The organism is Pseudoduganella danionis (genome assembly GCF_009720775.1).
GTDB lineage: Bacteria > Pseudomonadota > Gammaproteobacteria > Burkholderiales > Burkholderiaceae_D > Rugamonas > Rugamonas danionis.
The window spans coordinates 1,861,218-1,883,393 of sequence record NZ_WNKW01000001.1 but is presented as its reverse complement, the minus strand read 5'-3'; the positions used below and the strand labels follow the sequence as shown (position 1 = coordinate 1,883,393).

At 62.4% G+C, this 22,176-nt stretch carries 20 protein-coding genes; 18 read left to right on the top strand and 2 right to left on the bottom strand.

Annotation, left to right across the window (positions count from 1 at the left end):
- Positions 1-91, top strand: a 91-nt coding sequence (locus tag GM655_RS08220) for an IS3 family transposase (protein ID WP_155432611.1), incomplete at its 5' end; no start/stop codon positions are given.
- A gap of 102 nt (positions 92-193) precedes the next feature.
- Here the strand turns inward: GM655_RS08220 and GM655_RS08215 are convergent.
- Positions 194-652, bottom strand: a complete 459-nt coding sequence (locus GM655_RS08215; protein ID WP_155434029.1) for a CBS domain-containing protein — start codon at positions 650-652, stop codon at positions 194-196.
- A 189-nt stretch (positions 653-841) separates the two neighbouring features.
- Between GM655_RS08215 and GM655_RS08210 the strand changes: the two genes are divergently transcribed.
- Together GM655_RS08210 and GM655_RS08205 are read left to right on the top strand one after the other, a co-directional pair.
- Positions 842-2,152 carry an O-acetylhomoserine aminocarboxypropyltransferase gene (locus tag GM655_RS08210; protein ID WP_155434028.1) on the top strand — a complete coding sequence of 437 codons (1,311 nt, stop codon included), beginning with the start codon at positions 842-844 and terminating at the stop codon, positions 2,150-2,152.
- Position 2,153: 1 nt separating this feature from the next.
- The gene (locus GM655_RS08205) at positions 2,154-2,951 is read left to right on the top strand and encodes an alpha/beta fold hydrolase (protein ID WP_155434027.1); all 798 of its coding nucleotides are present in this window, start codon (positions 2,154-2,156) and stop codon (positions 2,949-2,951) included.
- A gap of 18 nt (positions 2,952-2,969) precedes the next feature.
- Here the strand turns inward: GM655_RS08205 and GM655_RS08200 are convergent, their stop codons facing one another.
- Entirely contained in the window at positions 2,970-4,346 is a 1,377-nt protein-coding gene (locus GM655_RS08200; protein WP_155434026.1) for a YihY family inner membrane protein, read from the bottom strand.
- Between the two features lie 66 nt (positions 4,347-4,412).
- On the opposite strand from GM655_RS08200, the gene wrbA reads away from it, so the two are divergent.
- The 15 genes from wrbA (at position 4,413) to GM655_RS08125 (ending at position 22,140) form a co-directional block, all read left to right on the top strand.
- Positions 4,413-5,024 carry an NAD(P)H:quinone oxidoreductase gene (gene wrbA, locus GM655_RS08195; RefSeq protein ID WP_155434025.1) on the top strand — a complete coding sequence of 204 codons (612 nt, stop codon included), beginning with the start codon at positions 4,413-4,415 and terminating at the stop codon, positions 5,022-5,024.
- 11 nt (positions 5,025-5,035) lie between these two features.
- Positions 5,036-5,443 (top strand): DUF2069 domain-containing protein, encoded by a 408-nt coding sequence (locus GM655_RS08190; protein WP_155434024.1) that lies wholly within the window; start codon positions 5,036-5,038, stop codon positions 5,441-5,443.
- Complete coding sequence (locus GM655_RS08185) at positions 5,440-6,852, top strand: FAD-binding oxidoreductase (RefSeq protein ID WP_155434023.1); 1,413 nt, start codon at positions 5,440-5,442, stop codon at positions 6,850-6,852. Before GM655_RS08190 ends, GM655_RS08185 begins: the two co-directional genes overlap by 4 nt.
- On the top strand, positions 6,849-7,313 hold the full coding sequence (locus GM655_RS08180) for a DUF4124 domain-containing protein (protein ID WP_371866739.1): 465 nt from the start codon (positions 6,849-6,851) through the stop codon (positions 7,311-7,313). The genes GM655_RS08185 and GM655_RS08180 overlap by 4 nt, the downstream gene beginning before the upstream one ends.
- Positions 7,313-9,922, top strand: a complete 2,610-nt coding sequence (locus GM655_RS08175; RefSeq protein ID WP_371866738.1) for an FtsX-like permease family protein — start codon at positions 7,313-7,315, stop codon at positions 9,920-9,922. The genes GM655_RS08180 and GM655_RS08175 overlap by 1 nt, the downstream gene beginning before the upstream one ends.
- Complete coding sequence (locus tag GM655_RS08170) at positions 9,922-11,043, top strand: lipocalin-like domain-containing protein (protein ID WP_229632419.1); 1,122 nt, start codon at positions 9,922-9,924, stop codon at positions 11,041-11,043. Before GM655_RS08175 ends, GM655_RS08170 begins: the two co-directional genes overlap by 1 nt.
- Positions 11,044-11,185: 142 nt before the next feature.
- On the top strand, positions 11,186-13,024 hold the full coding sequence (locus tag GM655_RS08165) for an ABC transporter transmembrane domain-containing protein (RefSeq protein ID WP_155434022.1): 1,839 nt from the start codon (positions 11,186-11,188) through the stop codon (positions 13,022-13,024).
- Between the two features lie 30 nt (positions 13,025-13,054).
- Positions 13,055-14,158 (top strand): threonine aldolase family protein, encoded by a 1,104-nt coding sequence (locus tag GM655_RS08160; RefSeq protein WP_371866737.1) that lies wholly within the window; start codon positions 13,055-13,057, stop codon positions 14,156-14,158.
- Positions 14,159-14,217: 59 nt separating this feature from the next.
- Positions 14,218-15,687: a DEAD/DEAH box helicase gene (locus GM655_RS08155; protein WP_155434021.1), complete on the top strand. Its 1,470-nt coding sequence runs from the start codon at positions 14,218-14,220 to the stop codon at positions 15,685-15,687.
- A gap of 77 nt (positions 15,688-15,764) precedes the next feature.
- Entirely contained in the window at positions 15,765-16,736 is a 972-nt protein-coding gene (locus GM655_RS08150; RefSeq protein ID WP_155434020.1) for a thymidylate synthase, read from the top strand.
- Positions 16,733-17,452 carry an alpha/beta fold hydrolase gene (locus GM655_RS08145; RefSeq protein WP_155434019.1) on the top strand — a complete coding sequence of 240 codons (720 nt, stop codon included), beginning with the start codon at positions 16,733-16,735 and terminating at the stop codon, positions 17,450-17,452. The genes GM655_RS08150 and GM655_RS08145 overlap by 4 nt, the downstream gene beginning before the upstream one ends.
- 41 nt (positions 17,453-17,493) lie before the next feature.
- Entirely contained in the window at positions 17,494-17,997 is a 504-nt protein-coding gene (locus tag GM655_RS08140) for a dihydrofolate reductase (RefSeq protein ID WP_155434018.1), read from the top strand.
- Positions 17,998-18,014: 17 nt separating this feature from the next.
- Positions 18,015-18,635, top strand: a complete 621-nt coding sequence (locus GM655_RS08135) for a DUF4337 domain-containing protein (protein ID WP_155434017.1) — start codon at positions 18,015-18,017, stop codon at positions 18,633-18,635.
- A 213-nt stretch (positions 18,636-18,848) separates the two neighbouring features.
- A complete protein-coding gene (locus GM655_RS08130; protein WP_155434016.1) occupies positions 18,849-21,101 on the top strand; it encodes an arginine/lysine/ornithine decarboxylase in 2,253 nt (750 codons plus the stop codon).
- A gap of 217 nt (positions 21,102-21,318) precedes the next feature.
- The gene (locus GM655_RS08125; protein WP_155434015.1) at positions 21,319-22,140 is read left to right on the top strand and encodes a hypothetical protein; all 822 of its coding nucleotides are present in this window, start codon (positions 21,319-21,321) and stop codon (positions 22,138-22,140) included.
- The last annotated feature ends 36 nt before the right edge of the window (positions 22,141-22,176 follow it).

The following is a 22,176-nucleotide window of genomic DNA, read 5'->3' as shown; positions in this document are numbered from 1 at the left end:
GTACATTCACTATTACAATCACGACCGCATCAAACTCAAATTAAAAGGGCTGAGTCCTGTGCAATATAGGACTCAGCCCTTGGCTGCCTAGCAAACTAAACCGTCCAACTATTTGGGGTCAGTTCAATGCATGGCTTTTTCATTTGGTCACCGATCTTGCGACCGGTGCCAGCGTACCGCCTGTTGAAGGCCCTTACTCGGCAGCCTGCTCGGCCGTTTCGCCCGGCCAGTCGCGGATATAGGCTTTCAGCATGCGGTTTTCGAAGCTCTGCGCTTCCAGCACGGCACGCGCCACGTCGTAGAACGAGATCACGCCGAGGATGGTCTTAGCGTTCATCACGGGCAGGTAGCGCGCGTGTTTTTCCAGCATGATACGGCGCACTTCATTGACTTCCGTATCGGGCGTAACGGTGATCGGGTGGTCATCCATGTGCTTGCGCACGGTGCCGCCACCGACGCTGCCGCCATTATCGTGCAGGGCACGCAGCACCTCGCGGAAGGTCAGCATGCCGGCCAGATCACCGAACTCCATGACCACCAGCGAACCGATGTCTTTTTCCGCCATGATGCTGGCTGCTTCGGACAGTTGCTGGTCAGGGTTGATGGTGTAGAGAATACTGCCTTTAACCTGAAGAATTTCCGAGACTTTCATGGGGGCCGTCCTATCGACTGTGGGCTAAGTTAAGCGTTATGGTTATGCGCGCCGTAATGGGAATGTAGCCTATGCCCAGCAAAAAATCCAGCGCTCTGGATAATCAATTCCCAACATTGTTGCAGTGCTGTCGCCATAGCGGAATTCGGGGTAGCATGCGGTCCATACTAACAACTCACACGAGACACCATGAGCGGCCCTCACTACCCCGGCTTTGACACGCTGGCACTGCATGCCGGCGCAGCCCCCGACCCCACCACCGGCGCGCGCGCCACCCCGCTGTACTTCAGTTCCTCATTCGCCTTCAAGGACGCCGAGCATGCTGCCGCGCTGTTCAATATGGAACGGGCCGGCCACGTGTACAGCCGCATTTCCAACCCCACCAATGCGGTGCTGGAAGAGCGCATCGCCGCGCTGGAAGGCGGCGTGGCCGGCATCGCCACAGCCAGTGGTCAGGCCGCCATGCATCTGGGGCTGGCTACCATCGCCGGCGCAGGTTCGCACATCGTCGCTTCGCGCGCCCTGTACGGCGGCTCGCACAACCTGCTGGCCTATACGCTGAAACGCTTCGGCATCGAGACGACCTTCGTCGATCCGCGCGACCTCGACGCCTGGCGCGCCGCCATCCGCCCCAACACCCGCGTGCTGTTCGGCGAAACGCTGGGCAATCCCGGACTTGATGTACTCAACCTTCCTGCCATCGCAGAGCTGGCCCATGAGCACCACCTGCCGCTGATGGTGGACGCCACCTTCACTACGCCGTATCTGCTCAAACCGTTCGATCATGGCGCCGATCTGGTGTTCCATTCTGCTACCAAATTCCTCTGCGGCCACGGCACGGCCATAGGCGGCCTGCTGGTCGATGGCGGCAGTTTCGACTGGCAGGCGGCCCATCAGGCCAGCGGCCGTTTCCCCGAACTGTGCGAACCGTACGAAGGTTTCCACGGCATGGTGTTTGCCGAGGAATCCACGGTGGCGGCGTTTGCGCTGCGCGCGCGGCGCGAAGGCTTGCGCGACTTCGGCGCGGCGATGAGCCCGCACAATGCTTTCGCCATCCTGCAGGGCATAGAAACACTGGGCCCGCGCATGGATCGCCATGTGGCGAATACGCGCAAGGTGGCCGACTTCCTGCTGGCACACGACGCGGTAGAGCAAGTGGTGTATCCCGAGCTGCCCGATCATCCCGACCACGCGCTGGCGCAGCGCCTGCTGCCCAAGGGCTGCGGTGCCGTGCTGACCTTTGATCTCAAGGGCGGTCGTGCCGCAGGCAAGCGCTTCATCGATAGCTTGCAACTGTTCTCCCATCTGGCCAATGTAGGCGATGCCAAATCGCTGGCCATCCATCCCGCCTCGACCACACATTTCCGCGTACCGGCCGAGCAGCTGGCATTAGCCGGCATCAGCGAAGGCACCATGCGCCTGTCCGTCGGGCTGGAAGACGCCGACGATTTGCTGGAAGATCTGGGCCGCGCCCTCAAACTGTCGCAGAAAGGAGGCTGAGATGCTGCTCGACGTACAAGGCCAGTCCGCCTACTGCTACACGGGCGGCAAGCCGCTCGATACCAGCCTGCCGGCCATCGTATTCATACACGGTGCCCAGAACGACCACAGCGTCTGGGCGCTGCAAAGCCGCTATTTTGCCCACCATGGCTATGCCGTGCTGGCAGTCGATCTGCCCGGCCATGGCCGCAGCCGCGGGCCAGCGCTGGCTTCCGTGCCCGCCATGGCACAATGGCTGCTGGCCGTGCTCGATGCAGCAGGCATACAGCAGGCCGCCCTGTGCGGCCACAGCATGGGATCGCTGATCGCGCTGGAAGCCAGCCATCAGGCGCCCACCCGGGTCAGCCGTCTGGCGCTGCTGGGCAGCACCTATCCGATGAAGGTCTCGCCAGCGCTACTGGACACAGCACGCAAGGATGAAGCCAGCGCCATCGACATGGTCAACATCTATTCGCACGCGAGCCTGACGGGGCGTTCAGCCAGCCCCGGCGTCAACACCACAGGCGTGGCGCAGCGCTTGATGCAGCGCATGTCCGCCATCAATCCGCAGCAGCTGTTCTTTACCGACTTCACCGCCTGTAACGAATACGCCAACGGCGAAGCGGCAGCGCAGGCCGTGCAATGCCCTACCCTGCTGCTGTGCGGCGCGCGCGACATGATGACGCCGCCCAAGTCCGCCCGCCTGCTGGCCGCCAGCATGGCCCATGCGAAGATGGTGACGGTGAACAGCGGCCACTCGATGATGAGCGAGCAGCCCGACGCCGTGCTCGATCATCTGTTGACGTTCATGCAGAGCTGAACAGGGCCTCGGCGCGCGTCAGCGGGGATCAATTGGGCCGAAGTGCTCGCCCAGCGTCTTGCCCAGCCCTGCCTCCACGGCCGTTTCCACCACACGCGCCAGCGCGGCGGCATCGCGCGCGGCCTGGATGTCGCGCTCGTCGTCGCTATCGCTGACCACGCCGGCATTGATGGACATGCCGGCGAATACGAACAGGCGGTAGACCTCGGCCAGCGTGAGCTTGTTGACATTGGCCAGCAGCACCCAGTGGTCGCCGCCATCCGTCACCCGCTTGCCCCACTGTACACGGGCCGGCGCGTCGACCTTGACGCGACCCACCCAGCCTTCACCCACCATTTTCTCCAGCAGGTTGTCGACTTCATCGAAGCCCAGGCGGGTGCGGGCGCGGATCGCACCAGCACTCACCAGCGCCGTATCGCCGCACACGGACGCGACGAACAGCACGCGCAGGATGGCCATGGCATCGACAAACTCGCCGCCCGGCTGGGCTTCGTGCCACCAGCGCTCGTATTTCACCACAGGCAGCGCAGCCACCAGCAGCGCACCGAACAGGGTAATCATCCACGACACATACACCCACAGCAGGAACAGCGGCATGGCCGCCAGCGCGCCGTAGATCTTGGAGTAGGCCGGGAACTGGGTAATGAAGATGGCAAAGCCGCGCTTGGCCACCTCGAAAGCCACACCTGCCACCAGTCCGCCCCAGGCGGCATCCTGCCAGTCCACGTCGCGATTCGGCACTGCCATGTACAGCAGCGTGAAGGTGATGGTGGTCAGCGCCAGCGACAGCAAGGCATAAATCAGCGCCCCGATCACAGGGATGTCGCCGATCAGGTCACTGGTGGCCATGAACACATGCGAGGACAGCGTCAGCGACACGCCGATCAGCAAAGGCCCCAGCGTAATCAGCGCCCAGTACACCAGTATGCGCTTGGCCCAGCGCCGCTCGGCACGCACGCGCCAGATGCGGTTGAACACGCGCTCGATCTGGCCCATCATGGCCACCGAAGTCAGGATCAGCGCCACCGCACCCACGGCCGACAGGCGCGTGGCCTTGGAGGCGAACATGGTCAGGTAGTTGAGGATGGTGCTCGATATCGTCTTCGGCATCACGCTCTGGACGAAATACGCTTCCAGCGAGGCACGGAAGGTATTGAACATCGGGAAGGTAGTGAAGATCGCCAGCGCGATGGTCAGCAGCGGCACCAGCGCAAACACGGTGGTGAAAGTCAGGCTGCCGGCCACCTGCGGCACGCTTTCTTCGCGCAGGCGGCGGCGCGCAAACATCACCAGATCGCGCACCTCGGCCCACGACAGCGAGCGCACCGTCGCTATGCCGGATTGGCAACTACGCGACAAATACTGGAAAACCGGACGTATTATTTTTTCAGACATGTATAAAAACCAAAATCCACGGGGAACACGCGTTCCTATCCGCCAAAGCGCCCTATAATACCGCCGATGAACCAAGCTAATCTGATTATTCTCGTATTGTTTTACTCACGCCACGGTGCAACCCGCAAACTGGCCGAGCTGATCGCACAGGGAATCGAAAGTGTACCGGGCTGCGACGCGCGCCTGCGCACGGTTCCTGCCGTTTCCACCGTGGCCGAAGCCACCGAGGCCGACGTACCGGCCGAAGGCGCGCCGTATGTAGAACAGGAAGACCTGCAGGAATGCGCCGGCATCGCCGTCGGCTCGCCTACCCGCTTCGGCAATATGGCTGCTGCCATGAAGTATTTCTGGGACGGCACGGCCACCCAGTGGCTGTCCGGCGCGCTGGCCGGCAAACCGGCTTGCGTGTTCACTTCCACGGGCAGCCTGCACGGCGGGCAGGAGTCCACCCTGCTGTCAATGATGATCCCGCTGTTCCATCATGGCCTGATGGTACTGGGCCTGCCCTATACCAATCCGGAACTGATGACCACTGCCAGCGGCGGCACGCCTTATGGCGCCAGCCACTGGGCCGGTCTCGATGGCAAGAAGTCCTTTACCGACGACGAAAAGAAACTGGCGATAGCACTGGGGCGGCGGCTGGCCGAAACCGCCGTCAAGCTGCGCGCGCCGCAATAAGGAAGCCGATCATGGAAAGCCGACTGCAGAAATTCTTCCATCTGGGTGCCATCGGCAGCCTGATCACGCTGATCATCTGGTGTCTGGCGTGGGAACTGGCGCTGGCGCCCCTCAAACCGGGCGGCTCGTGGCTGGCCCTGAAAGCAGCACCGCTGCTGCTGCCGCTGGTGGGCGTGTGGAAGCGTGATGTGTACACGCTGCAGTGGACTTCGATGATGATCCTGCTGTACTTCACCGAGGGCGTGGTGCGCGGCTGGAGCGATCGCGGCCAGCTTTCCGCATGGCTGGGCTGGGGCGAAGCCATCATCGTGGTGGTCTATTTCGTCTGCGCCATCATGTATGTGCGCCCTTACAAAAAAGCGGCCAAAAAGATGGCCAAGGAACTGCTGGACAAGGTCAAGGAAAACACCGTTCCATGAGCGCTTTTCTACAGCAGTGCCGCCACCTGCTAGGTTCAGACCATGTGCTGGAGACGGCACAGGATATGGCACCCTATCTGAATGACTGGCGTGGCCGGCATACGGGCCGCGCACTGGCTGTACTGCGACCCGCCAGCGTGGAACAGGTCGCGGCACTGGTCCGGGCCTGCGCAGAACATGCGGTACCCATCGTGCCACAGGGGGGCAACACGGGGCTGGTGCTGGGCAGCGTGCCCGATAATTCCGGGCGGGCCGTAGTGCTGTCGCTGGGGCGGCTCAAGCGCATCCGCAAGATCGACGTCGCCAACCGCACCATGACTGTGGATGCGGGCTGCATACTCGCAGAGATACAGCAGGCCGCTGCGGCCGAAGGCTGTTTGTTTCCCCTTTCGCTAGCGTCGGAGGGCAGTTGCACCATAGGCGGCAACCTGTCCAGCAACGCGGGCGGCACAGCCGTTCTACGCTATGGCAACACACGCGAATTGTGTCTAGGCTTGGAAGTGGTGACGCCACAGGGCGACATCTGGGATGGCCTGCGCGGTCTGCGCAAAGATAATACGGGCTACGATCTGCGCGATCTCTACATCGGCGCGGAAGGCACGCTGGGTATCATTACGGGCGCCGTACTCAAGCTGTATCCGCAGCCGCAGGCCAGCATCACGGCGCTGGCGGCCATGGAGTCGCCCGAGCAGGCACTCAAGCTGCTCAAGCTGATGCAGGACTATTGCGGCGCCAGCCTGACGGGCTTCGAGCTGATGTCGCGCATCTGCCTGGCGCTGGTCGCGCAGCAGTTCCCTGCCTTGCCGCAACCGTTCGCCGCTGGCCATGGCCATGGCCAGTATGTGCTGCTGGAACTGTCCAGCAACGAATCGGAACAGCATGCAGTGGCCCTGCTGGAACGGGCCATCGGCGCCGCACTCGATGGCACCATCATCAGCGATGCCGTGGTGGCTACTTCGGTGGCACAGTCGCAGTCGCTATGGCAGTTGCGCGAACACATACCACTGGCGCAAGCCAAGGCTGGCAAGAACATCAAGCACGATATTTCCCTGCCCGTTTCGCGCATCCCAGAATTTATCGCTACCACAGCGCCCCTGCTGGAGCAGGCTTTCCCCGCCTGCCAGCTGGTCTGCTTCGGCCATCTGGGCGATGGCAATCTGCACTTCAATGTGGCGCCGCCCGAAGGCGTAGGCCATGAAGCGTTTCTGGCCAATCAGGCTGCCGTCAACCGTCTGGTGCACGATAGCGTGCAAAGTTTCGGTGGCTCCATCTCGGCCGAACATGGCATAGGCGCACTCAAAAAAGACGATCTGGCCCACTACAAATCGCCGGTGGAACTGGCCCTGATGCGCTCCATCAAAGCAGCCCTGGACCCACAGGGCATTATGAATCCCGGAAAAATTCTGTGAACGGGATCATCATGTATCTGCCCCATCTAGTAGCTTTGCTAGGCTGCCTGTCGGCCTGTGCGGCCTACGCTCAAACGGAATCACCAGCCGTGCACCGCTGCGCACAGGATGGCAAAATCAGCTACACCGACCAGCCCTGCCCGCAAGGGGCGCAAACTACCACGCTGGCCGTTCCGCCAGCACCGCCTGCGGATCCGGCCAGCGCCGCAGATCTGGCACGGCAGGCAGCACTGGCCGAACAGCTACGCCAGCAGCGTGAAAAGCGCGCAGCACGGCAAGAGCGCGAAGACCAGCGCGCCAGCCATGCCGCCCGCCAGTACAGGGAAAAGTGCGCGCGCCTGCAAAGAGCCCAGCGCTGGGCAGCGGAGGATGCCAGCCATGCCCCGGTAGCGCAGCGCGAGGCGGCCCAGCTCAAGGCTAAGCGTGCCGCGCAGACGCTGGCACAGGAGTGTTCCCGTTAATGTCTGCGCACGCCACGCCACATACGACCAGAGCGGAGGCCGACAGCGGCATGCGCTGGCGCCTGTCGTTTGCCCTGCTGCTGGGCGAGTGGCGCGCCCACCCGCTGCGCGCACTGGTGGCCGTAGCGGCCATCGCGGTCGGCATCGCGCTCGGCTTCGCCATCCATCTGATGAATGCGGCGGCCTTTAACGAGTTCTCGTCCGCCATCAAAGGCCTGTCCGGCGTCGCCGACATACAGGTGCGGGCTACCGAACCCCTGTTCGACGAAGCCATTTATCCGCGCATCGCCCAGCACGAAGGTGTCGCGATCGCTTCACCGATACTGGAAATCGAAGCCTCCGTTCCCGGCCACCACAGCGCGCTGAAAATCATCGCCAACGATGCGCTGCGGGCCGGCTTTCTCACGCCCGACCTGATCGGCATAGCGGCCGATGGCGGCATGACAGAAGCGCTGGCCGACGATGCGATTTTTCTATCTCCGGCCGCCGAAATGTGGCTGAAGTCGACCGTGGGCCAGCCGCTGACGCTGCAACTCGGCGTAGACCAACTCTCCCTGCGGGTCGCGGGTAGTCTGCCGCAAGCACGGGCCGGCCAACGCATCGCCGTGATGGATATCGGTGCAGCGCAATGGCGCTTCAACCAGCTAGGCAAGCTGTCACGCATAGACCTGAAGCTACGCTCGGGTGTCGATAGCGCTGCATTCAAAGCACAACTGCAGCAGGAACTCGAACACAGCCAGCCGGGCCGCTTCCGCGTCAGCCAGCCTAACGACGCCGACCAGAATAGCCGCAACGAAGGCATGAGCCGCGCCTATCGGGTCAACCTGACGGTGCTGGCACTGGTGGCCCTGTTCACTGGCGCGTTTCTGGTGTTTTCCACCCAGGCGCTGGCCGTGATCCGTCGGCGCAGCCAGTTTGCGCTGCTGCGCGTACTGGGCATGGAGCGGCGCCATCTGATCGCGCAGATACTGCTGGAAGGGCTAAGCCTGGGGGTAATCGGCGCTGCCTGCGGCGTGGCCGGCGGCTACGGCCTGGCTGCCGCTGCGCTACATTTCATGGGCGGCGACCTGGGGGCCGGACTCTTCTCGGGCGTACAGCCTCAGATACACTTTGCCCCGCTGGCCGCCACCGTCTATTTTGCGCTCGGTGTCGCCGTTGCGATCCTGGGCTGTGCGGCCCCTGCTTTCGATGCGGCCCGCGCCAAGCCGGCCGTCGCCCTCAAGGCAGGAACGGAAGAAGCGGCACTGGCCCAACTATCGCGGCCTTGGCCAGCACTAGCCTGCATCGCGCTGGCGGCCGCCCTGTCACAGGCGCCGCCCGTGTTCGAGTTGCCACTGTTCGGCTACTTGTCGATTGCGCTGCTACTGATAGGCACCATCGCCCTGATGCCCCGATTGGCCGCGCTGACTTTCCGCTACGCCCATCAGCGCTGGGAACGCTCCATAGCCGGCCGCGCGAGCGCACCGGCCATTCTCACGCTAACGCTGGCAAGACTCGCCAACGCATCCAGTCAGGCCGGTATCGCACTGGGCGGCGTACTATCGAGCTTCAGTCTGATGGTCGCCATGGCCATCATGGTAGCCAGCTTCCGTGTATCGCTCGATGACTGGCTACGCCATGTACTGCCGGCAGACCTGTACATCAGCAGCACCAGCGCCGGCAATACGGCCGGATTGCGGCCCCCCGAACAGGCGGCCCTGGCGGCCTTGCCCGGCGTGGAAACAGTAGACTTCCTGCGCGTGACCGCCGTCTCGCTAGATCCGGCCCGCCCCGCCGTGGCGCTGATGGCGCGCCATGTGGATGCGGCGCAGCCGGAGCGCTCGCTGGCCATCATCGGCAGCACCGTCGTTCCGGCTGCGGATGCACCGCCGCCCGTGTGGATCTCCGAAGCCATGGTGGACTTGTACGGCATGCAGCTCGGCCAGCGCATCGAACTGCCGCTGAACGGCCAGCGCCACCCCTTCATTGTGGGCGGCATCTGGCGCGATTATGCCCACCCTACCGGCACGATCCAGATGCGTTTGTCCGACTACCGCAAGCTGACCGGCGATCAGGACGCCAGCAACGCCGCCATCTGGCTGCACGCTGGCACCAAAACTGCCGACACGGAAGCGGCGCTGAAGCGCCTGCCGTTTGCGGCCGCTCTCGACGTCAGCCTGCCCTCGGACATCCGCGCCATGAGCATGACCGTCTTCGACCGCAGCTTTGCCATCACCTATCTGCTGGAAGCGATTGCCATCGTCATCGGTCTGTTCGGCGTGGCAGCCACCTTCTCCGCCCAGACGCTGGCACGCGCACGTGAATTCGGCATGCTGCGCCATGTGGGCCTGACCCGGCACCAGATACTGGCCATCCTCGCCATCGAAGGCGGATCGCTGACGGCGCTGGGCATACTGACCGGTTTCGTGCTGGGCTGGTTCATCAGCCTGATACTGGTGTTCGTGGTCAATCCGCAATCGTTCCACTGGACCATGCAGCTACACCTGCCATGGCCGCTGATGGCCAGCGTCGCAGGCCTGCTGCTGACTGCCGCCGCGCTGACCGCCCTGTTCGCAGGCCGGCAAGCCCTGTCCGGCGGACCGATACGCGCCGTAAGAGAGGACTGGTAATGGCCAGCTTGCTAAACCCACTGATGGCCCGACTGACACGCACGCCCGCATACTGCGCGCTGCTGATCGTCGCGAGCCTCTGCACCACGGCGACGGCAGCCGCACCAGAATTCCTGCCCGTGCTGCCCCTCACCGCAGGCAAGGCCCTGAGCTTCCCCGCCGATACTGGCGCCCACCCCGACTACAAGACCGAATGGTGGTACGCCACCGGCTGGCTCAAGACACCGGATGGCAAGCCACTCGGTTTTCAGGTGACCTTCTTCCGTAGCGCCACTAGCCACGACCGCGCCAACCCCAGCCAGTTCGCACCCAAACAGATCATCATCGGCCATGCCGCGATCGCCGATCCCGCGCGCGGCCAGCTCCTGCACGACCAGCGCAACGGCCGCGAAGGTTTCGGGCTGTCCTACGTCAAAGCAGGCAATACGGATATCAAACTGGATGACTGGAGCATGCAGCGCCAGCCCGACGGCAGCTACCGCGTGCTGCTCAACGCCGCCAGCTTCCAGCTCGATCTGACGCTGGCCCCCACCCAGCCACGCCTGCTGCAGGGCGAGGCGGGCTACTCGCGCAAGGGCAAGGAGCCACTGGCGGCCAGCTATTACTACAGCGAACCGCAATTGCGCACCACGGGCTACCTCACCCGCGCCGGCCAGCGCGTGGCCGTCAGCGGCAGCAGTTGGCTAGACCACGAGTGGTCCAGCCAGGTGCTCAGTGCCGATGCTGCGGGCTGGGACTGGATAGGCGCCAATCTGGCTGATGGCGGCGCCCTGATGGCTTTCCAGATTCGCAACAAGGCCGGTGCTAAACTATGGTCGCACGCGACATGGCGCGACGCATCCGGTAAGATCACACAGTTTTTGCCTGAGCAGGTCAGCTTTGCGCCCGAGCGGCACTGGCGCTCGCCCCGTACAGGAGCGAACTATCCGGTCGCGACGCGCCTCACCACCGGCAGCAGCGTGTGGCAGATTACGCCACTGATGGACGATCAGGAACTGGATTCGCGCCGCTCGACCGGCGCAGTCTACTGGGAGGGTGCCGTGACGCTGGAGCGCGACGGCAAACCGGCCGGACATGCCTACCTGGAGATGACAGGTTATGTGCAGGCGATAAAATTCTGACAAGATCAGGAATAGACCGGTGTCACAAATAAGCGACACTGGCCGAGCAAGAACAGGCAACAAATGTAGGCAACACCAAATCGTAACAATATCGAGACCGTAGCAACGTCTACACCGTAACACTATCAAGAACTAGCAAACGATGACCACTAGCACCACCGCAGCCAGCACCGCCCCCGCCGCCGCCCCCTCCACCGCCCGCGAAGCCAAGAAAGGCAGCCTCGCCACCCTGCGCGGTCTGGCCCCGTTTCTGGCGCCCTACAAGCGCCAGTTCGCCATGGCCGGGGTAGCGCTGGTCGTTGCCGCCGGTTCCACGCTGGCCATACCCGCTGCCTTCAAGCAGATGATCGATCTGGGTTTCGGCGGTGCCGGTGCCAAGAGCATCCAGCACGTCGATCTGGTGTTCCTCGCGCTGTTCGGCCTCGCCACCCTGCTGGCACTGGCCACGGCAGCGCGCTTTTACACGGTTTCGTGGCTGGGCGAACGCGTCACGGCCGATATCCGCAGCGCCGTCTACCAGCATGTGGTGACGCAAAGTCCCGAATTCTTCGAAACCACCCAGACTGGCGAAGTCCTGTCGCGTATCACCACCGACACCACGCTGATACAGGCCGTGGTAGGCACCAGCATCTCCATGGCGCTGCGCAATGTGCTGCTGTTCATCGGCGGTCTGATCATGTTGTTTGTCACCAGCGTCAAGCTGTCGGCCATCATTATCGGCCTGCTGGTACTGACCGTGCTGCCTATCGTGATCTTCGGCCGGCGCGTGCGCAAACTGTCGCGCGATTCGCAGGACCGCATCGCTGACGCCTCGGCCATGGCCGGTGAAATCCTGAATGCCATGCCCACCGTGCAGGCCTTCACCCACGAAAAAATCGAATCGAGCCGCTTCGGCGCCTCGGTAGAAAGCGCGTTCGGCACAGCCATGCGCCGTATCCGCGCACGTGCCTTCCTGACCATGCTGGCCATCGTGCTGGTATTCGGCACCATCGTGTTCGTGCTGTGGCTGGGCGCACACGCCGTGCTGGCCGGTAGCATGACGGGCGGCGATCTGGGCCAGTTCATCCTGTACGCTTCCATCGTGGCCGGTGCCATCGGCGCGCTGTCCGAAGTCATGGGCGAAGCCCAGCGTGCGGCCGGCGCTACCGAGCGCCTGCTGGAGCTGATATCCGTGAAGTCCAAGATCGAATCGCCAGCCCAGCCGCTGGCACTGCCGCCACGCGCTGCTTCCGGCGCCGCCCTGAGCCTGCAGGATGTCGGCTTCAGCTATCCTTCGCGTCCCGATACGGCTGCGCTGCAGCACCTGACGCTGGATATCAAGCCCGGTGAAACCGTGGCAGTCGTAGGCCCTTCCGGTGCCGGCAAGACCACGCTGTTCCAGTTGTTCCTGCGCTTCTACGATCCGCAGTCGGGCAGCATCAAGCTCGATGGCGTCGACATCACCCGCCTCGATCTGCACACACTGCGCGGCGCCATCGGTATCGTGCCGCAGGATACGGTGATCTTCTCGGCCGACGCGATGGAAAATATCCGTTACGGCCGTGCCGACGCCACCGACGAAGAAGTGATCGCCGTCGCCAAGCTGGCCGCAGCGCACGAATTCATCGAACGTCTGCCACAGGGCTACCAGTCCTTCCTCGGCGAGCGCGGTGTGCGCCTGTCCGGTGGCCAGCGTCAGCGTATCGCGATTGCCCGCGCCCTGCTGAAAAACCCGCCGCTGCTGCTGCTGGACGAAGCCACCAGCGCGCTGGACGCCGAATCCGAACGTCTGGTGCAATCGGCGCTGGAAGCGGCCATGGTAGGCCGAACCACCGTCATCATCGCGCACCGTCTGGCCACGGTGCAGCGGGCCGACCGCATCATCGTGATGGAAGACGGCCGCATCGTCGAAACGGGCACCCACAAATCGCTGGTAGAACTGGGCGGTATCTACGCCAATCTGGCAGCGCTGCAGTTCCACCACGTACACGCTGGCCACTGATCGCCCGCCAACAGACCTGAGAGGATAGCCGTGACCGATGCCGAACTGCGTGCCAGTTGCACCACTCACCTGCCCGGTCACCGCCAGCCTACGCCTGCTCAACTGTTTGCCGCCATGGCCGAGTGGAGCGCCGCCAACGACGTGGCCCATGATGTGTATGGCAGCGGCACGCTGATACAGGAACTGGAACAGAAACTGGCTACCCTGCTGGGTTTCGAAGCAGCCCTGTTCTGCATTACCGGCACCATGACGCAGGCCACGGCGCTGCGCGTCGCCTGCGAGGAACGGGGCAGCCCGCTGGTGGCCCTGCATCCCACCTCCCACATCCTGCGCCACGAACGCAGCAACCACAGCCTGTTTGACCACTTCAAGGCGCTGCAGGTGGGCGACCCGCACCGTCCGTGGAGCGTGAGCGAACTGCAGGCCATACCGGACCGGCTGGGCGCCGCCACACTGGAATTGCCGATGCGCGAAATCGGCGGCCAGTGCCAGAGCTGGGAAGAGCTGCAAGCCATCAAGGACCACTGCCACGCACACAATATCCACCTGCATCTGGATGGCGCCCGCCTGTGGGAATGCGCGAGTGCCTATGGCCGCAGCGCTGCAGAAATCGCACAGGGCTTCGATTCCGTGTATGTATCGCTGTACAAGGGAATAGGCGGCATGGGTGGCGCAGTCCTGTTGGGCAAGGCCGGCTTCGTCGCCAAGGCACAGGAATGGTTCCGTCGTCAGGGCGGCAACGTCTATCAGCGCACGCCGTATGTGGTCGCAGCCGCCATGCAGTTCGATCAGCGGCTGGCTGCCATGCCCGAGTATTACGCCCGCACCGTATGGCTGTACGAAATCTTGCGTGATTTCCCGCTGCTGGTGCCAAATCCCGCCTGGCCGCAAGCCAGCATGCTGCATCTGCACCTGCCCGTCAGCCGCGAGCAGGCTACCGACATCCGCAACCGTATCGCAGGCGAGCATGGCATCTGGCTGTTCAATGCGGCCAACCATGCGCCGCTGCCTCAGCACAGCTACGTCGAGCTGTATATCGGCGATAATCTGCTGACACTGCCGGACCAGCGCGTGCGCGACATCCTCGCGCTATGGTCCGCCGAGCTGACGCTGGCCACCGCCCGCGCAGAATAATCGGCTGCTCCGGCGCAGTGCTGTTACACTGCCCGCCTTTCTGATTGAATGACACCACCATGACCTTCCAAGCCCTAGGCCTGATCGACCCCCTACAGCGCACACTGGAATCACTGGGCTACCGCCAGCCCACGCCCGTGCAGAAACAGGCCATACCGGCCGTGCTGGCAGGGCGCGACCTGATGGCGGCAGCGCAGACCGGCACCGGCAAGACGGCCGCCTTTGCCCTGCCCCAGTTGCAGAAACTGCTGCTGGAAGGCGTAACGGCGCCGAAAGCCGTGCGCACGCTGGTGCTGGTGCCTACGCGCGAACTGGCCGAGCAGGTGTACCAGAGCTTCCGCAGCTATGGCGGCAACCTGCCGCTCAAATGTGCTGTGGCCTACGGCGGCGTGCCGATCGAAGGCCAGATCAGCAAGCTGCGCAAGGGGCTGGACGTGCTGGTGGCCACACCGGGCCGTTTGCTGGATCTGCACGATCAGGCAGCCATCAGCTTCGAGCTGCTGACTACACTGGTGCTGGATGAAGCCGACCGCATGCTCGATCTGGGCTTCGAACGTGATCTGGACATTCTGCTGGCCGCCATGCCCAAGCAGCGCCAGACGCTGCTGTTCTCGGCCACCTTCTCCGACGCGATCCGCCAGCTGGCCAGCGGCATGCTGCGCGACCCGGTGACGATACAGGTCAGCGCCAGTAACACCACCACCAAGACGGTGCGCCAGTGGCTGATCCCCACGGACAAGCGCAGCAAGCCGGAACTGCTGCTGCACCTGCTGAAAAAACACCGCTGGGGACAGGTGCTGATCTTCGTGAAGACGCGCAAAGGCGTGGAAGCGCTAATCAAGACCCTGCAGGAGCATGGCTACACGGCCGACGCCATCCATGGCGACAAGACCCAGCCCATGCGCTTGCGCGCACTCGACCGCTTCAAGCAGCGCGAAGTCCAGCTGCTGGTAGCCACCGATGTGGCGGCACGCGGCCTCGATATCGAAGCGCTGCCGCAGGTGGTGAATTTTGATCTGCCCACCGTGGCAGAAGACTACGTGCACCGTATCGGCCGTACTGGCCGCGCGGGCATGGAAGGCGAAGCCGTTTCACTGGTCTGTGCCGATGAAGTGGAGCTGCTCAAAGATATCGAGGGCCTGATCGGTCAGGTGCTGCATCGAGTCGAGGAAGCCGGTTTCGAAGCCGACCACCGCGTGCCGGAAACGGGGTCTAAAGGCGCGGCCCTCGCCGCAGCCAAAAAGGCCGCTGCCGAAGCGCCACGCAAGAAACGACCGTTCACGGGGCCACCGGGCGGACGCGCAGCGGCCAAGCAGGCGCAAACTACCGGCACCGCCACGGCCAAGCCCAGCAGCGCTGGCAAAAGCGGCACTGGCAATGGCGCGGGTTCTAAGGCCGGCGCAGGCCGTGCCGCCAGTGCAGGCACCATCATCGTCACAGGTGGTCGCGGCGCCAAGTCGCTGGCGCGTTCGGCCGGCAAGGCACAGGCGCAAGGCAATCCGCGCCGCGCCAAAGGTGGCGCGCGCTAACCAGCAACGCACTACCAGCGCTGCTAAAATAGCAGGTTTTCCGGCTCGGGCGAGCCGCGTGTTTTTTGGAGCATTGTATGCAGCAATATCAGGAACTGATCCAGACCGTGATCGACACGGGGAGCTGGCAAGACAACCGCACCGGCATCCGTACCCTGAGCGTACCGGGCGCCATGATGCGCTTCGACCTGCAGCAGGGCTTCCCCGCCGTGACCACCAAAAAGCTGGCCTTCAAGTCCATAGTGGGCGAACTGTGCGCCTTCATGCGCGCCTCGCGCAGTGCGGCGGATTTCCGCGCGCTGGGCTGCAAAGTGTGGGATCAGAATGCCAATGAAAACCAGCAGTGGCTGGCCAACCCCTACCGTCTGGGCGAAGATGACCTCGGCCCCGTCTACGGCGTGCAGTGGCGCCAGTGGCCCGGCTTCAAGCTGATCGATGTGGATCAGCCAGCGCAGATCGCCGACGCCCAGAACAACGGCTTCCGCCTGATTTCCCAGTTCGATGATGGCGGCGTGACCAAAGTGCTGCTGCATAAATCCATCGACCAGTTGCGCGAATGTCTGGACACCATCGTCAATAATCCGTCCAGCCGCCGCATCCTGTTCCACGGCTGGAATCCGGCAGTGCTGGACTCTGTTGCGCTGCCGGCCTGCCACCTGCTGTACCAGTTCATCCCGAATCCCACCACGCGCGAACTGAATATGTGTCTGTACGTGCGCAGCAATGACCTCGGCCTCGGTACGCCCTTCAATCTGGCCGAAGGCGCCGCGCTGATGCATCTGGTCGGCCGTCTGACGGGCTACACGCCACGCTGGTTCAGCTACTTCATCGGCGACGCCCACATTTACGAGAACCACATGGAAATGGTGACGGAGCAGCTCACCCGTACGCCTTACCCTGCGCCGCAACTGCGCATCAGCGACCGCGTGCCCGACTTCGCCGTCACCGGCAAGTACCAGCCCGAGTGGCTGGAACTGGTGGAACCTGGCGACTTCACACTGGAAGGCTATCAGCACCACGCGCCGATCACGGCGCCGATGGCAGTATGACGCGACTGGACTTCATTCCCGGCACGCTATGCGATGCCAGAATGTGGTCCCGCGTACTGCCACAACTGGATGGGCAGTACGACTGCCACCATGTACCGCTATACGAGGCCAGCACACGCCAGCAGATGCATGCGCTGATCGCCCAGCACAGCGCAGCGCGCGCCCATCTGGTCGGCTTTTCGCTAGGCGCCTATCTGGCCATGGAGTATGCGCTACAGCATCCGGAGCGTGTACAGTCGCTGATACTGATCGCCAATTCCGCGCGCGGCCTGAGTGCCGGTGAAATCCAGACCCGCCAGCGCATCATCCCTATGCTGGAGCGTACGCCCTACATGGGCATCAGCCGCATCCGCCTGCGCGAGATTCTGCATCCCGATCATCTCGATGATGCCGATACGGTGGCCATCATCCAGCAGATGGCGCTCGATCTGGGCAAGGATGTGCTGCTGGCCCAGTTCACCGCTTCGATGGAGCGGCCCGACCTGATGCAACGGCTGGGCGAACTCCGCTGCCCTGTGCTGCTGATAGGCGCCATGCAGGATCAACTGGTCAACCCTGCTGATCTGATCGAAATGCATACAAATCTGCCTGCCGCGCAACTGTCGCTGCATGAGGGCTCGGGCCACATGCTGCCGCTGGAACTGGCACATGCCGTCAGCCACGATCTGCATCAATTTCACGCGCGACTGGCCGCAACAGCCATGTCCGCGGCCTGAAATTTCGACGATAATATCGCCTCACCTTTGCACTGCACACCATGAGCAAATTAACCATCATCGTCGCCACCGACGCCCAGCGCGGCATCGGCATCAACAACACCCTGCCGTGGAAGCTGCCGGAAGACCTCGCGCACTTCAAGCGCACCACCAGCGGCCACCCCATCATCATGGGCCGCAAGACCTTTGATTCCATCGGCCGCCCTCTGCCCAACCGCCGCAACATCGTCATCACGCGCAACGCTGCGTGGCAGCATGAAGGCGTGGAAGTGGTGACTTCGGTGGAGCAGGCTCTCGCCCTGCTGGACGGTGCCGAAGGCTTTGTGATCGGCGGTGCAGAAATCTATCGCCAGACCCTGCCGCTGGCCAGCCGCTTGATTATCACGGAAATCGCCGCCACCTTCGATTGCGACGCTTTCTTCCCCGAACCGGATGCCAATGTGTGGCAGGAGACGGAACGGGAAAATCACGTTTCCGAAAACACGAAACTGTCATACGCTTTTGTTACACTGCGCCGCAAGGCAGACATTACCAATTCAAATTAATCTAAAGGCAACACGATATGTCCGGTCACGGTTTTCACGTTCATGGCCCGCACGACCACGCGGTAGAACACGCTGCCCATGGCAGCGATGACTTTTCTAACAACATTGCCGTCATGACGGCGATACTGGCCACGGTGGGCGCGCTGTTCGGCTACCTCGGCGGCGCCACCCAGAACGATGCAGCCCTGTTCAAGAACAATGCGGCCATCGACAAGACTCAGGCGGCCAATAGCTGGAACTACTATCAGGCCAAGTCGAGCAAGCAGAATCTGGCCGAGCTGGCCATGACGCTGCCCGGTGTCGACCCGAAGAAATACGAAGCGGAAGTAGCGCGCTACAAGCACGAGAAGGAAGACATCAAGAAGGAAGCGGAGAAGTGGGAAGACTCGTCGAAAGAGTGGAACCACAAGTCCGATGAATCCATGCACCAGCACCACCAGTGGGCGCTGGCCACGACGGCCGAGCAGATCGCCATTTCGCTGGCTGCGATCACCCTGCTGACCCGCAAGAAGTGGATGATGGGGCTGGCCTACGGCGTGGCGGGCGTGGGCATTGCGCTGGGCGCCTTCGCATGGCTGCACGTGGATCCTATCGGCCAGCTGCTGGCCAAGCTCGGTGGCGCTGCTGCAGGCCACTAAGTCTGATCGAATCGCCGTACGGTGGCCGCTGGCCACCGGTTTTAGAGCAGTCCCGCTATTTTTTGCGGATTTACGTGATGTTTTTTCCCGCAGTGGCCCCATTTCTGCGAGAATCCCGTTCTTATTTTTTTGCGCGACCGCCCACCCGCTGTCGCACCCTAGTCCGCCCCTCAACTTTTGCGTCAGGGGCGGCTTGCTTTTTTGGAGACATGTATGAAATTTCGTTTCCCCATCGTCATCATTGACGAGGATTTCCGTTCCGAGAACACGTCCGGCCTAGGCATACGCGCCCTCGCCGATGCGATGGAAAAAGAAGGCATGGAAGTGGTGGGCGTTACCAGCTACGGCGATCTGTCCCAGTTCGCCCAGCAGCAGTCGCGCGCGTCGGCCTTCGTGCTGTCCATCGACGATGAAGAATTTGGTTCCGGCTCGGCCGAAGAAACCGATCACGCGCTGAAATCGCTGCGCGCCTTCGTCGAAGAAATCCGCTACAAGAATGCGGACATTCCTATCTACCTGTACGGTGAAACCCGCACTTCGCGCCACATCCCCAACGATATCCTGCGCGAACTGCACGGCTTCATCCACATGTTCGAAGATACGCCAGAATTCGTGGCGCGCCACATCATCCGCGAAGCCAAGTCCTATCTGGACGGTCTGGCACCGCCGTTCTTCAGCGCGCTGGTGGACTACGCCAACGACGGCTCCTATTCGTGGCACTGCCCCGGCCACTCGGGCGGCGTAGCCTTCCTGAAATCGCCTATCGGCCAGATGTTCCACCAGTTCTTTGGCGAGAACATGCTGCGCGCCGACGTCTGCAACGCGGTAGAAGAACTGGGCCAGCTGCTGGACCATACGGGGCCGGTCGCGAAATCGGAACGCAATGCCGCGCGCATCTTCAATGCTGACCATTGCTATTTCGTCACCAACGGCACCTCCACCTCGAACAAGATGGTATGGCACTCGACGGTCGCGCCGGGCGATATCGTCGTGGTGGACCGTAACTGCCACAAGTCCATCCTGCACTCGATCATCATGTGCGGCGCGATTCCTGTGTTCCTGATGCCTACCCGTAACCATCTGGGCATCATCGGCCCGATCCCGCTGGAAGAGTTCTCGATGGAGAGCATTCAGCGCAAGATCGAAGCCAACCCGTTCGCGCGCGAAGCGCTGAACAAGAAGCCGCGCATCCTGACCATCACCCAGTCCACCTACGACGGTGTGCTGTACAACGTGGAAACCCTGCGCGAACTGCTGGACGGCAAGATCGATACGCTGCACTTCGACGAAGCCTGGCTGCCGCACGCCACCTTCCACGATTTCTACAAAGACATGCACGCCATCGGCAAAGACCGTCCGCGCGCCAAGGAATCGATGATCTTCTCGACCCAGTCTACCCACAAACTGCTGGCCGGCCTGTCGCAGGCATCACAGGTGCTGGTGCGCGAGTCGGAATCCGTCAAGCTCGACCGTGACGCCTTCAACGAAGCCTATCTGATGCACACTTCCACTTCGCCGCAATACTCGATTATTGCTTCGTGCGATGTGGCAGCGGCCATGATGGAAGCGCCGGGCGGCACTTCGCTGGTGGAAGAATCCATCCTCGAAGCGCTGGACTTCCGCCGCGCCATGAAGAAGATCGATCAGGAATGGGGCAAAGACTGGTGGTTCAAGGTCTGGGGTCCGGACGAATTCTCGGAAGACGGCATCGGCTCGCGCGAAGACTGGATCATCCGCGCCGAGGACGACTGGCACGGTTTCGGCAAGCTGGCACCGGGCTTCAACATGCTGGACCCGATCAAGGCCACCATAGTCAATCCTGGCCTGTCGCTGGACGGCCAGTTCGACGAAACGGGTATCCCTGCGTCCATCGTGACCAAGTATCTGGCCGAGCACGGCGTGATCATCGAGAAGTGCGGCCTGTACTCGTTCTTCATCATGTTCACCATCGGCATTACCAAAGGCCGCTGGAACACCCTGCTGACCGCACTGCAGCAGTTCAAGGACGATTACGACAAGAACCAGCCGATGTGGCGCATTCTGCCGGAATTTGCGGCCGCCAATCCGACCTACGAAAAAATGGGCCTGCGCGACCTGTGCCAGCAGATCCACGATTTCTACAAGGCTTACGATGTGGCCCGTCTGACTACCGAGATGTATTTGTCGGACATGATTCCAGCCATGAAGCCTTCGGAAGCATTTGCCAAGATGGCGCACCGCGAAATCGAGCGCGTGGCCATCGACGAACTGGAAGGCCGCATCACGTCCATCCTGCTGACGCCTTACCCACCGGGCATTCCGCTGCTGATTCCGGGCGAGCGCTTCAACAAGACCATCGTCGACTACCTGCGCTTTGCGCGCGACTTCAACGAGCGCTTCCCTGGCTTCGAGACGGACGTGCACGGTCTGGTCAAGCGCGAAGTGGACGGCAAACGCGGCTACTTCGTCGACTGCGTCAAACAGTAATGCACATATCAGCCGGCCTCTAGCTCCATGGCTAGGCCGGCACGGTACGTCCCACGCCGCCCCGCGCAAGCCGGGCGGCATTGTTATTTTTACAGGCTGGAAACTGGCCGTTACAGTTTGAAATAATTTGACCTCTTAGCTTTACATCCCCCCGAATAGACAGCCGAGCGCCCCTCCACTAGCCTAGTGTTTTGTCCATCACAAGAGGAGTTAGGCCATGAGCACACCCGAAGGTTTCAAATTCGTCATCACTAATGGCGCAGTGACCGGCATGTCACGCGTTGATGGTACCCACACATCCACCATGCGCCTGCCCTCCGATGCCACGTTTAGCATCGCCAGCGGCAGCATCACCGAGACGCGCACGGGCACCAAAGCCACCGAGACCATACAGTTCGTGCAGGACGCCAGCGATAGCAGTCTGTACCATATCTTCTCCGATCTGACTGTGTTCAACAACACGACCAGCAGCAATGGCGGCGCCTACACCTTCACCATCAGCGACGGAGTCGTGACGGGCGTACAGCACGTACGTGGCACTAGCTCGCATGCCGAAGCTATCGCCCCGACCAGCCAATATGCCCTGAGTGCCGATGGCAAAATCGTCGAAACCAGCGTGCATGACAATGTCGTCGAGACCATCACCTACGTGGCGGGCAGCACGGCTGGCCAGTATGTGATTGCGTCGGATGCCAAGACGTTTGTGCAGGCCGGTAGCGCCACCACCGTGCTCGATGTGGAAGGCTGCGACCGCGCCAAATTCACCATCGATGCCAGTGGCGCGGTGACACAGGTGCAGCAGGTGCGCGCCGACGGCAGCACCAGCACGCTGACCGTAGGCAGCAACACCACCTACAAGCAACTGGAAGCGGGCTATGTGCTGGAAGTGCAGACGCGCGGCAGCCACACCAGCTACGAGCTATACCATGACGGCAATGGTGATGGCATCTACACGGAAGTGGCTCATGGCAGCGGTAGCACGGTCGATCTGGTGGGCCTCAAGGCCCAGCTGAACGCCACTATCGACGGCTTGCTGTAACACTGCCCCGTCCCACCTGGGCAGGCCGCCGGCATC

Coding starts and splice junctions, on each gene's coding strand:
- GM655_RS08215 (WP_155434029.1), bottom strand. CDS start 652: ATGAAAGTCTCGGAAATTCTTCAGGTTAAAGGCAGTATTCTCTACACC.
- GM655_RS08210 (WP_155434028.1), top strand. CDS start 842: ATGAGCGGCCCTCACTACCCCGGCTTTGACACGCTGGCACTGCATGCC.
- GM655_RS08205 (WP_155434027.1), top strand. CDS start 2,154: ATGCTGCTCGACGTACAAGGCCAGTCCGCCTACTGCTACACGGGCGGC.
- GM655_RS08200 (WP_155434026.1), bottom strand. CDS start 4,346: ATGTCTGAAAAAATAATACGTCCGGTTTTCCAGTATTTGTCGCGTAGT.
- wrbA (WP_155434025.1), top strand. CDS start 4,413: ATGAACCAAGCTAATCTGATTATTCTCGTATTGTTTTACTCACGCCAC.
- GM655_RS08190 (WP_155434024.1), top strand. CDS start 5,036: ATGGAAAGCCGACTGCAGAAATTCTTCCATCTGGGTGCCATCGGCAGC.
- GM655_RS08185 (WP_155434023.1), top strand. CDS start 5,440: ATGAGCGCTTTTCTACAGCAGTGCCGCCACCTGCTAGGTTCAGACCAT.
- GM655_RS08175 (WP_371866738.1), top strand. CDS start 7,313: ATGTCTGCGCACGCCACGCCACATACGACCAGAGCGGAGGCCGACAGC.
- GM655_RS08170 (WP_229632419.1), top strand. CDS start 9,922: ATGGCCAGCTTGCTAAACCCACTGATGGCCCGACTGACACGCACGCCC.
- GM655_RS08165 (WP_155434022.1), top strand. CDS start 11,186: ATGACCACTAGCACCACCGCAGCCAGCACCGCCCCCGCCGCCGCCCCC.
- GM655_RS08155 (WP_155434021.1), top strand. CDS start 14,218: ATGACCTTCCAAGCCCTAGGCCTGATCGACCCCCTACAGCGCACACTG.
- GM655_RS08150 (WP_155434020.1), top strand. CDS start 15,765: ATGCAGCAATATCAGGAACTGATCCAGACCGTGATCGACACGGGGAGC.
- GM655_RS08145 (WP_155434019.1), top strand. CDS start 16,733: ATGACGCGACTGGACTTCATTCCCGGCACGCTATGCGATGCCAGAATG.
- GM655_RS08140 (WP_155434018.1), top strand. CDS start 17,494: ATGAGCAAATTAACCATCATCGTCGCCACCGACGCCCAGCGCGGCATC.
- GM655_RS08135 (WP_155434017.1), top strand. CDS start 18,015: ATGTCCGGTCACGGTTTTCACGTTCATGGCCCGCACGACCACGCGGTA.
- GM655_RS08130 (WP_155434016.1), top strand. CDS start 18,849: ATGAAATTTCGTTTCCCCATCGTCATCATTGACGAGGATTTCCGTTCC.
- GM655_RS08125 (WP_155434015.1), top strand. CDS start 21,319: ATGAGCACACCCGAAGGTTTCAAATTCGTCATCACTAATGGCGCAGTG.